The organism is Nocardiopsis sp. N85, assembly GCF_028882275.1.
Lineage (GTDB): Bacteria > Actinomycetota > Actinomycetes > Streptosporangiales > Streptosporangiaceae > Nocardiopsis > Nocardiopsis lambiniae.
On record NZ_JARBUT010000004.1, the window covers coordinates 80,068 to 91,266 of the forward strand.

An 11,199-nucleotide genomic window follows, 5' to 3' on the forward strand; every position below is an offset into this window, starting at 1 on the left:
CCGGATCAGGGCCGGTCGGGGACGGTCACCGGGTGCCGGGGGAGAGCGGCGGGGCCCGCAGGGCCAGACTGTGTCGCAGGTAGGGGGCGGTGGGCACGGGGACCGGCCGGTCGAGCGGCCGGGGACGCGGTGGATCGGCCGGGACGCGGACCGCGAGGGGAGGGAACAACGGGAAGAACGCGGCGGTGAGCGAGCGCAGGTAGGCGAAGAGCGTCGACTCCCCCTGACGCAGCCACCAGGCGCACACCATGGCGGCCACGATGTGCCCGGCCGGCATCCCGGCCCCGCCGTCCAGGACGGGGGCGAGGGTCTCGTCGTGCCGGTGACCGGCCGACGCGGTGAGGGAGAAGACCAGGTGCAGGGCGAGCTGGCCCCACAGCATCCAGCCGGTGATCGCCCCCCACCGCCGTTCGCGGCCGGTGAGGACCCAGGCCGAACCCAGGATCACGAGCGCGCCGAGCAGCAGTCCGAGGGGCGGCACCCCCTGCCCGGAGGAGGCGGCGTGACCGCCCACGGACACGGCGACGCACACCGAGGCGAAGGCCCCGGTGCGAATCGCGCGCAGGGGCGTCCGCTCCGACATCCCACCATCGTCGCACCCGGTCCGCCCGTGTCGGCACCGGGTCGGGCGACCGTGGCGGGGGCCGTGGACCGGGTCGCGACATCGGGTCCCGGGGTGGTCCGACGGTCCGGTCGGGGCGCGGGCGCCGCCCGTCACGGGGCCGTCGGGCGGCACCGGTCCCCTCGGACCCGGGTCAGGGTTCGAGGAGGGTCCGTCCCACGTAGTCCCCCTCCTCACAGCCCGGAGGGACGGCGAACACCGCGGACCCGACGGTGGTGACCCATTCGTTGAGCAGGTCCAGCTCGTCCAATCGGCGCTGGATGGGGACGAACTGGCGCACCGGGTCGGCCTGGAAGGCCGCGAAGAGCAGCCCGGCCTCCGGCGTCCCGTGATCGCGCAGGTCGTAGTTGTAGCCGCGCCGGAAGATCCGTTCCCCGGGATCGCCGGTGCGTGCCCGCCGCACGTGCGCGAAGGCCGGAACGACCGTCAGCCCCGAGGCGTCCGTGGCCGTCAGGTCCACCTCGTCGTGTTCGCCGCCGCCGGTCAACGGCGCCCCGTCCGCCACCCGTCGACCGATGACCGCCTCCCGGGCGGGCCGGTCCAGTTCGTCCCAGGTGTCCAGGTGGGTGACGATGCGCCGCAGCACCAGCCCGGTGCCGCCCGCGAGCCACCCCTGATCGGTGTCGCGCCACACCAGATCGTCGAAGTCGGCGGTCCCCGGACGCGGGTTGACCGTCCCGTCCACCTGCCCCATGAGGTTGCGCATGGTGGTGCCGTCGGACTCGGAGCCGTGGGCGCGCCGGAACCCGGTCTGCGTCCAGCGCGGCACGGTGAACGCTTGGGCGTCCTTGCCGAGCATCCGCACCGCGTGGGACACGGTGACCGGGTCGTCGGCGCACACCTGGATCAGCAGGTCCGCCTCGCCCCGGTCCGGGTCCAGGTCGTCGTGGTCGAACTCCGGCAGCGGCCGCAGCCACTCCGGAACGGCGCCCGGATCGACCCGTTCCACCAACCCCCGGCCGAACCCGAAGGTGACGGTGAGCCGGGCCGGGACGGTGGCGAGTTCGGGCTCGGTGTCGGCCAGGGCCGGTTCGCCCCGGGTCAGACGGGCGGCGTCGTCGCTGAGCAGGCGCATCAACCGGCGCACCCCGTCGGCGTCGACCTCCCGCCCCAGGTCGAAGGCGGCGAACGAGGCGTGGGACTGCGGCGGTGTCTCCACCCCGGCCTGGTGGGGGCCGTGGAAGGGGACCGTCCGCTCCCCGTTGAGCACGGCCTCCTCCGCCGCCGGGGGCGGATCGGCCGTCGCCCAGCGGTGACCGAGGGCGCCGCCCGCGGCCCCGACCCCGGCGGCGGCGCCGCCCAGAAGGAGCCCGCGTCTGCTGATCCGCGAAGCCATCAGTGCCCCTCGTGCCCGTCGCCGTCGTACTCCTCGTTGGCGCCGGCGTACTCCTTGACCGGTGCGGTGAACGCGGCCGTGGACCCGTCGGCGAACTCCACGGTGACGGTCGCCTCGGTGCCCGGCTCCAGGTCCTCGGTGAGGCCCATGAGCATGATGTGGTCACCGCCCGGTTCCAGGGTCCGGGTGCCCCCCGGGGCCACGGGGAAGCCGCCGTCGATCTCGCGCATGGTGGCGTCGGCGCCCTCGGTGACGACCTCGTGGAGTTCCACCGTCTCGGCGGCCGGGTGATCGGCCGACACGATGACGATCTCGGCGTCGGAGCCGTTGGCGATCTCGCCGAACACACCGGTCATCCCGTCCTCCGCGCTGACCGCCTTGACCCACGGGTCGGTGATGGAGAAGGCGTCCGCCTGTCCGCCGGCGGGGGAGGGGGTGCCCTCCGGTGCGGTCTCCTGAGCGGTCGAGGCGGCGCCTCCGCCCCCGCAGGCGGTGAGGGTCAGACCGAGCAGGGCGGCGACCGACAGGGTGCGGACGGTACGGGTGGGGTTCATGGTGCCTCCGGTGCGGGGCCGCTCCAGCGCGGCCGTTCACCCTTTCGAGTCGGATCCCGGGGCCGTTCGGTTCCCGCGTCTTCCTCGGACGCGACGGCGGCCCCTCCCCGTGCACGGGGAGGGGCCGCCGCGGAGCGGGTCACGACCTGCGTTTGCGCCGGGCCACCGAGATCCTCTTGGGGGCGGCGGCGTTGGCGGCGCCGCGCACCACCACTTCCAGCAGTCCCTCGCCGTAGTCGGCCTCGATGTCGCTCTCGGCGATCCCGTCGGGCAGGCCGATCTCCCGCCGGAAGGCGCCCATGAACCGCTCCGACGAATAGTGGACGACGGTGCCCTCCTCGTCGCGGCGGCGTTCCCCGCTGATGGTGAGGACGCCGTGGCTCAGGCTCACGGACACGTCCTCCTCGTACACCCCCGGCACCTCGCAGCGGATGATCAGGTCCGCGCCCCGGGCGAGGATGTCGGTGGGCGGGCTCCAGGCGTCCGCGTAACCGCGCTCGCGGTGCCCGGCGTGCCCCGTCTCGATCGACGCCATCGCGTCGGAGACGCGGTTCATCTCCGTGATCATGTCCATGACCCCGTGGAACGGGTTGGTGAACCTCTTCGGCGTCATCGTGCGCTCTCCTTCCTCAGCGTTCGGGCGTACGGTGGGTCGGCCTCGGGGTGTACACGGTGGTCTCGGCCCGGTGCCTTCGGGGTTCGTCCTTCAACGCCTTGAGCAGCCCCCAGCACATGAACAGCAGGATCACCGCGAACGGCAGGCCGGTCACGACCGAGGCCGCTTGCAGGGCGGACAGGGCGTCCGCACCGCCCAGGACCAGGAGCACCAGGGTGACGGCGCCCTCGCTGACCGCCCAGAACGCGCGCTGGAACTTGAGCGGCCTGGTGTCGCCCCCGTTGGTGAGCGTGTCCACCACCAGGGATCCGGAGTCCGAGGACGTGACGAAGAAGACCGCCACCACGATGATCAGCAGCGTGGCGACGATCAGACCGAGGGTCTGTCCCAGGGGCAGGAGTTCGATGAGCCGGAAGGCCCGGTCCTCCTCGGCGAGGGCGTTGAACCCGCCCCCCTCGAACAGGTCGAAGTACAGGCCCGATCCGCCGAACACCCCGAACCACAGCACCGAGACGATGACCGGGGCGAACAGCGCGCCGATCACGAACTCCCGGATGGTGCGCCCATAGGAGACGCGTGCCAGGAAGATGCCGACGAACGGAGCCCAGGAGATCCACCAGCCCCAGTAGAAGATGCTCCAGGCGGTGGTCCAGCTCGCGGCCTGCTCGTCCATCAAGGGGCTGGGGAAGGACAGGCTCCACGAGACCAGGCCGGCCAGGTAGTCGCCGAGACCGGTGCTGGTGATGCTGATGATCCACAGCTTGGGGCCGAACAGGAAGATGATCGTCATGAGCGCGATCGCCAACCACAGGTTGATCACCGACAGGCGGCGGATGCCCTTGTCGATCCCGGCCAGAACGCTGATCAGGGCGATCCCGGTGATGACGATGATGAGCACCGAGTGGACCAGCGCGTTCGACTCGATACCGAAGAGGTACTCGATGCCGCCGCCGATCTGGAGCGTGCCCAGCCCGAGTGAGGTGGCCAGTCCGAAGATCGTGCCGAACACGGCGACGATGTCCACGATGTTGCCCGGCCAGCCGAAGACCCGATCGCCCAGCAGCGGGTACAGCGCGGAGGCCGGGCGCAGCGGCAGCCCCTTGCGGAACGTGAAGTAGCCCAGGGAGACGCCCAGGGCGATGTAGATCGCCCAGGGATGGAAGCTCCAGTGGAAGAAGCTCAGTGCCATGGCCTGCTCCGCCGCCTCGACGACCGGTGCGCCGTCCTCGCCGGGGAGGTACTCCGAGGAACGCGGCCAGTGCAGGTGGTGGATGGGCTCGGAGACGCCCCAGAAGACCAGGCCGATGCCCATGCCGGTGGTGAAGAGCATCGCGAACCAGGCGACGGTCCCGAACTCCGGTCGGGAGTCGTCCGGTCCGAGCCTGATGCTCCCGAACCGGCTGAACATCAGGAACAGGGCCAGGCCCAGGAAGAACGTCGTGGAGAGCACGTACAGCCACCCCAGGTTCACCCCGATCCAGTCCCGGGCGGCCGTCGCGATGTTCAGGAGCGGATCGGTGAACACGATCCCCAGGATCACGAAGGCGAGGATGACGATCCCGGAGGTCGCGAAGACGGCGGGGTTGGTGTGTTCGCGAACGTAGGTGCGCAGGGTCGAGATGACGACTCCTTTCCGACCTCGGAAGGTCGGGGGCTCCTTACCGGGTGATGTGTCGGCCGGGCGCGGGGGCCGCGGCCATGGACGTGTCCCCGGAATCGTAGGAGCGCGCCCGGTCCCGGTGGGGGAACCGGTCAGGTGCGGAGTGTCTGCGACGGATCGCCCCGATCGGGCGGAGAACGCGGATCAGGGGCGCTCGGTGAGCCCGTCCAGGGTGCGGCCCACCCGGCTCAGCCAGTCGACGATCACGGCCAGTTCCTGGGGGGAGTAGCCGTCGTGCAGCTCGGTCATCGCCTGGCGCATCCCGGGGGCGAGCGCGGCGTTCATGTGCCCGGCGCCCTCGGTGAGGCGGACGGCGATCTTGCGCCGGTCCTCCGGGTGGCGGGTGCGCTCGACGAGCCCGTGGGCCTCCATGCGGTCGATCACGCCGGTGACCGATCCGGTGGAAAGACACAGACTCGTGGCGATCTCTCCGGGTGTCATCGTGCCCGCGACGCGCAACAACGTGTAGCACTGGAAGTCGGTGGGGTTCATCCCGGAGCGGTCGGCCATGCGGTGCAGGAGCTTGATGAGACGGACGGCGAGCATCTGCCCGTCGGTCTGTAGCGATTCGTAGAAACCGAACCTGGCCGCGTTGTCGGGTTCGGTGGGGGAGGCGGTCGACACGGTGTCCATTGTTCCTCTCTCCCCGGCTTTCGGCCTTCGATCATCCCGAGTCTACGACGGGTCGGACACTTCATCTCGCCCGTACGGATTGGAACGGAAAGTCCGGGGAAATAGTTCGCTTGCCGAGATTCATGGTTTTCGAGATTATTTATCGTGACATGACCCGTCCAGGGGAGGCAGACATCGAACCCGTTCTGAGCGAGCCGGGCCCGCTCCGTATCCATCACGTCCACGGTGACCCGCGGGCGGCGCTCGACCAGGTGCTGCGCGACCACCTCCACCACCGGCTCCGCCAGGCGGAGACGACCGATCCGGAGTTCGCCGCCGGGACCGCCGCCGAGACCGTCGGGTTCACCCTGCGGGGCGGCAAACGCCTGCGGTCCACACTGGCCTGGTGGGGCTGGCGGGCCGGTGGGGGCCCCGTGTCCGGGCCCGTCGCCCAGCACGCGCTGACCGCCTGCGCCTCTCTGGAACTGCTCCAGACCTGCGCCCTGGTTCACGACGACGTCATGGACGGCTCCGGGACGCGGCGGGGCGTGCCCTGCGTCCACCGCGTCCACGAGGGCGAGCACCGCGAGAACGGCTGGTCCGGGGAGGCCCGGCGTTACGGCGAGTCCCTCGCCGTCCTGGTCGGCGACCTCGCCCTGGCCTGGGCCGATGACATGCTCGCCGGTGCCCTGCCCGGCGTGCTCCGCCCGGAGGCGGGACGCACGGTCTGGCGGGAGATGCGCACCGAGATGATCGCCGGCCAGTTCCTCGACGTACACGGTCAGGCGACCAGGTCCCGCTCGGAGTCCCTGGCCCTGCGCATCGACCTGCTCAAGACCGCGTCCTACACCGTGGAGCGTCCGCTCCACCTGGGAGCGGCGATGGCCGGGGCGCCCCCGGCCGTCGCCGAGGCCCTGCGCTCCTACGGCCGGGACGTCGGCGTCGCCTTCCAGTTCGCCGACGACCTCGCGGGTGCCTACGGCGACACCGCGACCACCGGCAAACCCGTCGGGGACGACCTGCGCGAGGGCAAGACCACGCTGTTGCTGGCGCTCGGCACCCGCCTGGCGCTCGAACGGGGCGACACCGAGGCCCTGGAACTCCTGGAACGGGTCGGCGCGGGGGCCGCCCCCTCGGAGGCGGCCGCCGCCCTGGAGAGGCTGGGGGCCAGGGAGCGGGTCGGGGAGCACTGCCGGGGCCTGGCCGCCCGCGGGGTCTCCCACCTGGACGGGGTCGAACTCCCCGACCCGGTGCGGACCTTCCTCACCGGCCTGGCCGAGCGCATCGGGGAGGAGGCGTGACCGCTCCCACCGCACCCGGCCGCGGCCGGGTCGTCGTCATCGGGGCCGGGCTGTCCGGCCTGGCCTGCGCCCTGCACCTCCTGGGAGCCGGCCGGGACGTCACGATCCTGGAGCGCGACCCCCACCCGGGCGGCCGGGCGGGCCGCCTCGACCTGGGCGGTTTCCGTTTCGACACCGGCCCCACCGTCCTGACCATGCCCGAACTCCTGGAGGAGGCCCTGGCCGCGGTCGGCGAGACCGTCGCCGACCGCCTCGACCTGGTCCCCCTCCGACCCGCCTACCGGGCCGCCTTCGCCGACGGGTCCACCATCGACGTCCACACCGACGCCGACGCCATGGCCGCCGAGGTGGCCCGGACCGCCGGTGAACGCGAGGCCGACGGGTACCTGCGGCTCCGCGACTGGCTGACCAGGCTCTACCGGGCCGAGATGGGCACCTTCATCGACGCCCAGTTCGACTCCCTGCTGGACCTGGCCCGGCCGGACCTGCTGAGGCTGGCCGCGCTGGGCGGGTTCGGGCGGCTCTCCACCGCGGTGGGACGCCACGTGCGCGACGAGCGCCTACGGCGGATCTTCTCCTTCCAGGCCCTGTACGCCGGGGTGGCGCCCCGACGGGCCCTGGCCGCCTACGCCGTCATCGCCTACATGGACACCATCGCGGGCGTGTACTTCCCCCGGGGAGGCATGCGCGCGCTGGGCGACGCCCTCGCGGGCGCGGCCGCCAAGGCGGGCGCCGTGCTCCGCTACGGCGACGCCGTCACCGACCTGGAGCGCCGGGGCGACCGGGTCACCGCCGCCGTCACGGCCTCCGGGGAGCGCTTCCCCTGCGACCAGGTGGTGGTCACCGCGGACCTGCCCGCGGCGTACCGGCTGCTCGGCGTCGCACCCCGCAGAAGGGTCCCGCTCCGCTTCTCCCCGTCCGCGGTGGTCCTGCACCTGGGAGTGGACCGGAACTGGGAGCGACTCCATCACCACACGATCTCCTTCGGCGCCGCCTGGGACCGGACCTTCGACGAGATCATCCGGCGGGGCCGCGTGATGAGCGATCCGTCCCTGCTCGTCACCCGACCCACCCACACCGATCCCACGCTCGCCCCCGAGGGACACCAGTCCCTGTACGTCCTGGCGCCCGCGCCCAACCTGGCCGCGGGCCCCATCGACTGGGACACCGAGGGACCGCGCTACCGCGACCGCCTGGTCGCCACCCTGGAGGAGCGCGGCCTCACCGGGCTGGACGCCTCCGTCCGCGCCGAGCACCTGGTGACCCCGGCGGACTGGGCCCGGCAGGGACTGGCCCGCGGCACCCCGTTCTCCCTCGCGCACACCTTCTCCCAGACCGGGCCCTTCCGGCCGCGCAACACCGTTCCCGGTCTCGCCAACGTCGCCCTGGCCGGGTGCGGCACCACGCCCGGGGTCGGCCTTCCGACCGTGCTGATCTCGGGAAAGCTCGCCGCCGCCCGCGTGGTGGCCCGAACGGGGGGAAGATGAGCACGGCCACCTTCGAACTCGACGCGGCCGGGATCACCCCGGAGCCGCTGCGTCGGGCCTACCTGCACTGCCGGGAGCTGCACGCGCACCACGGGCGCACCTACTTCACCGCCACCCGGGTCCTGCCGCCGGATCGGCGGCCCGGGGTGCACGCCCTGTACGGGTTCGCCCGCTGGGTCGACGACATCGTGGACGATCCCGGGCCCGGGGTCACCCCGGCCGACCAAGCCGCCCGACTGGACGAGGTCGACGCAGACCTGGCACCGGCGCTCGACGGCGGGGAGCCCGGCGAGCCGGTGCTGCGCGCCCTGGCGCACACCGTCGAACGCTACGGCCTGCCCGCCGCCTACTTCACCGCCTTCATGCGCTCCATGCGCATGGACCTGACCGTCGCCGACTACCGCGACCTCGACCACCTGCGGGAGTACATGTACGGGTCGGCGGCCGTCATCGGCCTCCAGGTGCTCCCCGTGCTGGGCACGGTGGTCCCGCGCGAGGAGGCCGAACCGCCGGCGGCCGCCCTGGGCGAGGCGTTCCAGCTCACCAACTTCCTCCGCGACACCGCCGAGGACCTGGCCCGGGGCCGGGTGTACCTGCCCGCCGACGTGCTGGCCGACCACGGGGTGGACCGTGAGCTGCTGACGCACTGCGCCCGCACCCGCCGTCCCGACCCGCGCGCCCGTCGGGCGGTCGCCGCCCTGGTCGAGGTCAACCAGGACTTCTACCGGGCGGCCGAACCCGGCATCGCGATGCTCGACCCCGTGGCACGCCCGTGTGTCGCGACCGCGCTCCGGCTCTACCGCGCCATTCTGGACGAGATCACCGCCGCCGACCACGACGTGTGGAGCACCCGCCACCGCGTCTCCGACGCCCGCAAGTTCGCCGCGGCGGTGCCCGCCCTCGCCCGTTCCCTGCTGGCCCGATCGGTCCCACGCCCCCGCCCGGTACTCGAAAGGTAGGCCTCGCGTGACCCTCCCCGACCCGACCCCCCGCCGCCTTCCCCTGCGGCGCATGCCCGACACCGCCTGGAACACCCAGGACCCCACCTGGCGGGAGGGGTCGCCCGGCATCATCGCGGCCGCGCTCAAGCGGGCGATGGCTCGGCCCTCCGGCAACTGGTACGTGCTGGCGGCCTCCTCCGAGGTCCGCGCCGACCGGCCCTTCGGCCGGCTGGTGGGAGGTGTCGAACTGGTCGCCTGGCGCACCCCCGACGGAACCGCGCACGCCGCTCCGGGAGCCTGCCCGCACCTGGGCGCGCCCCTGTGCCGGGGGGCGGTCGACGACGGCCGCCTGGTGTGCCGCTGGCACGGGCTGTCCCTGGGCGCGGAGGGCTTCCCCGGTTGGAGCCCGTACCCGGTCCACGACGACGGGGTCCTGGTGTGGGTGCGCCTGGACCACGTCGGCGGCGAGGAGCCGCTGGAGACCCCGGTCGTCTCCGAGCGGCCGTCCCTGGAGGGGACGATCGTCGCCGTGGAGAGCCTCGCCGGCCGTTGCGAGCCCGAGGACGTGATCGCCAACCGCCTCGATCCCTGGCACGGCTCGTGGTTCCACCCGTACAGCTTCGTCGGGCTCCGGGTCACGGAGGTGCCCGAGGGCCCCGACCCCGACCCGGACCGGATGGTGGTCGAGGTGGGCTTCCGGGTGGCGGGCCGGTGGGGCGTCCCGGTGCGCGCCGAGTTCCGCTGCCCCGGGCCCCGCACCGTGGTCATGCGCATCATCGAGGGGGAGGGGCTGGGCAGCGTGGTGGAGACGCACGCGACCCCGCTGGGTGTGGACGAACGCGGTGTGCCCCGCACGGCGGTCATCGAGGCGACCGTCGCCTCCTCCGAACGCACGGGGTTCTCCATCGCCCGACGCCTGGCCGTCGCGGTCCGCCCCGTGATGCGGGCCACCGCCCGCCGGCTGTGGCGCGACGACCTCGCCTACGCCGAACGCCGCTACCTGCTCCGCTCCACCGGCCGCTTCCCGGGCTGACCGGACATGTCAGTGCAGATGCCGTCGTACTTCAGCGGCGAAGCCCGGCACCCCGTCTCTTTCGAGGCGGCTGAGCACGCCGAGGACCGTGGTCGGTTCTCTTCGGTAGGGGTCGGCCTGTCTCTCCGGAACTCCGAGGGTCGCTCCTGGATGAAGGTCGAGCTGGTCGAGCAGGAAGTCGTCCGGGTGCACGGCGGACAGATCGTATGGTGCAAGCGCGCTGCCCGGGAAATGCTTGGTGTTGCGGGTGACGATGACCTCCGCACTGCCTCGCACGGCTGCGGCCAGGACGTGTCGGTCCTTTTCGTCGTTGGTCATGCTTTCGACCAGCGGCTCATAGCCGTCCACGGTCGCGTCAGGGAACGCCTGCCGCATCTGGGCGATCCGATGGTCGATCGGGATCCCCCGTTTCTTCACGTTGCGGCGAAGTTCGTCGAGGATCTCATCCGACCACAAAGGGATGGGTCTCAGCAGAGGCCAAGCGAAGCAGGGTGTCGCATAGGTAGGGCGGGTACAGGACACAGGTGTCCGGCAAGGCGGGAAAAGCCACGGTCATCCGTTCTCACCGGGGTCATCTGTCGAAAGGGGAACGTCATACAGACCGGACTCCTCGCCTTCGGCCGCCATGGTGTCCAGGACGGCCCCTCGCTCCTTGCGTGAACGCTCCTTGTATCCGAGCAGGTCGTTGAGCATGACCCGTCGGTGTCTTCCCCTCATGCTGTAGGGGATCTTGTCTTCCGTAAGTAGTCTGACCAGGGTGGGGCGGGAGATGCCGAGGAGGTCTGCGGCCTCCTGGGTGGTCAGCATCGTGTTGTGCGGGGCGATGGAGATGGCCAATCCCTGGGAGAGCGCCTCGACGACATCGCGAAGGACGGAGTGGAGTTCTTCGGGAAGCGCGATCTCGGACCCATCCGGGCCGACCAGCCGTGCCCGGGCACCGTGCGTCGTGGCGGTCAGGTCGCGGGCGAGCCTGGTCAGCTCGGAGCGGTCGTCGGGCGGAAGAACGGTGCGCTCGTGCAGAGTGGTGGTCATCTCCC

Annotated in this window: 12 protein-coding genes; 4 read left to right on the top strand and 8 right to left on the bottom strand. The window is 72.1% G+C overall.

The features are described 5' to 3' along the window. Window positions 1-25: 25 nt before the first annotated feature. The 6 genes from PWG71_RS07750 to PWG71_RS07775 form a co-directional block, all read right to left on the bottom strand. Window positions 26-583 (bottom strand): hypothetical protein, encoded by a 558-nt coding sequence (locus tag PWG71_RS07750; RefSeq protein WP_274808870.1) that lies wholly within the window; start codon window positions 581-583, stop codon window positions 26-28. Between the two features lie 172 nt (window positions 584-755). Then, a complete protein-coding gene (locus tag PWG71_RS07755; RefSeq protein ID WP_274808871.1) occupies window positions 756-1,958 on the bottom strand; it encodes a Dyp-type peroxidase in 1,203 nt (400 codons plus the stop codon). After that, window positions 1,958-2,512: a copper chaperone PCu(A)C gene (locus PWG71_RS07760; protein WP_274808872.1), complete on the bottom strand. Its 555-nt coding sequence runs from the start codon at window positions 2,510-2,512 to the stop codon at window positions 1,958-1,960. Before PWG71_RS07760 ends, PWG71_RS07755 begins: the two co-directional genes overlap by 1 nt. A 139-nt stretch (window positions 2,513-2,651) precedes the next feature. Continuing rightward, the gene (locus PWG71_RS07765) at window positions 2,652-3,125 is read right to left on the bottom strand and encodes an Hsp20/alpha crystallin family protein (protein ID WP_274808873.1); all 474 of its coding nucleotides are present in this window, start codon (window positions 3,123-3,125) and stop codon (window positions 2,652-2,654) included. A 16-nt stretch (window positions 3,126-3,141) separates the two neighbouring features. Beyond that, window positions 3,142-4,668 (bottom strand): BCCT family transporter, encoded by a 1,527-nt coding sequence (locus PWG71_RS07770; protein ID WP_274808874.1) that lies wholly within the window; start codon window positions 4,666-4,668, stop codon window positions 3,142-3,144. Between the two features lie 264 nt (window positions 4,669-4,932). Then, window positions 4,933-5,421: a MarR family winged helix-turn-helix transcriptional regulator gene (locus PWG71_RS07775; protein WP_274808875.1), complete on the bottom strand. Its 489-nt coding sequence runs from the start codon at window positions 5,419-5,421 to the stop codon at window positions 4,933-4,935. Window positions 5,422-5,570: 149 nt separating this feature from the next. Here PWG71_RS07775 and PWG71_RS07780 point away from each other — a divergent pair, with 149 nt between their 5' ends. Genes PWG71_RS07780 through PWG71_RS07795 form a run of 4 tightly spaced genes read left to right on the top strand, consistent with a single transcriptional unit; the run spans window position 5,571 to window position 10,162 of the window. Next, complete coding sequence (locus PWG71_RS07780; RefSeq protein ID WP_274808876.1) at window positions 5,571-6,701, top strand: polyprenyl synthetase family protein; 1,131 nt, start codon at window positions 5,571-5,573, stop codon at window positions 6,699-6,701. Next, window positions 6,698-8,188, top strand: a complete 1,491-nt coding sequence (gene crtI, locus PWG71_RS07785) for a phytoene desaturase family protein (protein WP_274808877.1) — start codon at window positions 6,698-6,700, stop codon at window positions 8,186-8,188. Before PWG71_RS07780 ends, crtI begins: the two co-directional genes overlap by 4 nt. After that, on the top strand, window positions 8,185-9,147 hold the full coding sequence (locus PWG71_RS07790) for a phytoene/squalene synthase family protein (protein ID WP_274808878.1): 963 nt from the start codon (window positions 8,185-8,187) through the stop codon (window positions 9,145-9,147). The genes crtI and PWG71_RS07790 overlap by 4 nt, the downstream gene beginning before the upstream one ends. 7 nt (window positions 9,148-9,154) lie before the next feature. Continuing rightward, entirely contained in the window at window positions 9,155-10,162 is a 1,008-nt protein-coding gene (locus PWG71_RS07795; RefSeq protein WP_274808879.1) for a DUF5914 domain-containing protein, read from the top strand. Between the two features lie 9 nt (window positions 10,163-10,171). On the opposite strand, the gene PWG71_RS07800 is transcribed toward PWG71_RS07795, so the two are convergent. Beyond that, window positions 10,172-10,618 (bottom strand): PIN domain-containing protein, encoded by a 447-nt coding sequence (locus PWG71_RS07800; RefSeq protein ID WP_274808880.1) that lies wholly within the window; start codon window positions 10,616-10,618, stop codon window positions 10,172-10,174. Window positions 10,619-10,714: 96 nt separating this feature from the next. Beyond that, the gene (locus tag PWG71_RS07805; RefSeq protein ID WP_274808881.1) at window positions 10,715-11,194 is read right to left on the bottom strand and encodes a helix-turn-helix domain-containing protein; all 480 of its coding nucleotides are present in this window, start codon (window positions 11,192-11,194) and stop codon (window positions 10,715-10,717) included. Window positions 11,195-11,199 lie beyond the last annotated feature (5 nt).

What these genes read in the sequence shown, in the direction of transcription:
- PWG71_RS07750 (WP_274808870.1), bottom strand. Translation starts at nt 583, where the DNA reads ATGTCGGAGCGGACGCCCCTGCGCGCGATTCGCACCGGGGCCTTCGCC.
- PWG71_RS07755 (WP_274808871.1), bottom strand. Translation starts at nt 1,958, where the DNA reads ATGGCTTCGCGGATCAGCAGACGCGGGCTCCTTCTGGGCGGCGCCGCC.
- PWG71_RS07760 (WP_274808872.1), bottom strand. Translation starts at nt 2,512, where the DNA reads ATGAACCCCACCCGTACCGTCCGCACCCTGTCGGTCGCCGCCCTGCTC.
- PWG71_RS07765 (WP_274808873.1), bottom strand. Translation starts at nt 3,125, where the DNA reads ATGACGCCGAAGAGGTTCACCAACCCGTTCCACGGGGTCATGGACATG.
- PWG71_RS07775 (WP_274808875.1), bottom strand. Translation starts at nt 5,421, where the DNA reads ATGGACACCGTGTCGACCGCCTCCCCCACCGAACCCGACAACGCGGCC.
- PWG71_RS07780 (WP_274808876.1), top strand. Translation starts at nt 5,571, where the DNA reads ATGACCCGTCCAGGGGAGGCAGACATCGAACCCGTTCTGAGCGAGCCG.
- PWG71_RS07790 (WP_274808878.1), top strand. Translation starts at nt 8,185, where the DNA reads ATGAGCACGGCCACCTTCGAACTCGACGCGGCCGGGATCACCCCGGAG.
- PWG71_RS07805 (WP_274808881.1), bottom strand. Translation starts at nt 11,194, where the DNA reads ATGACCACCACTCTGCACGAGCGCACCGTTCTTCCGCCCGACGACCGC.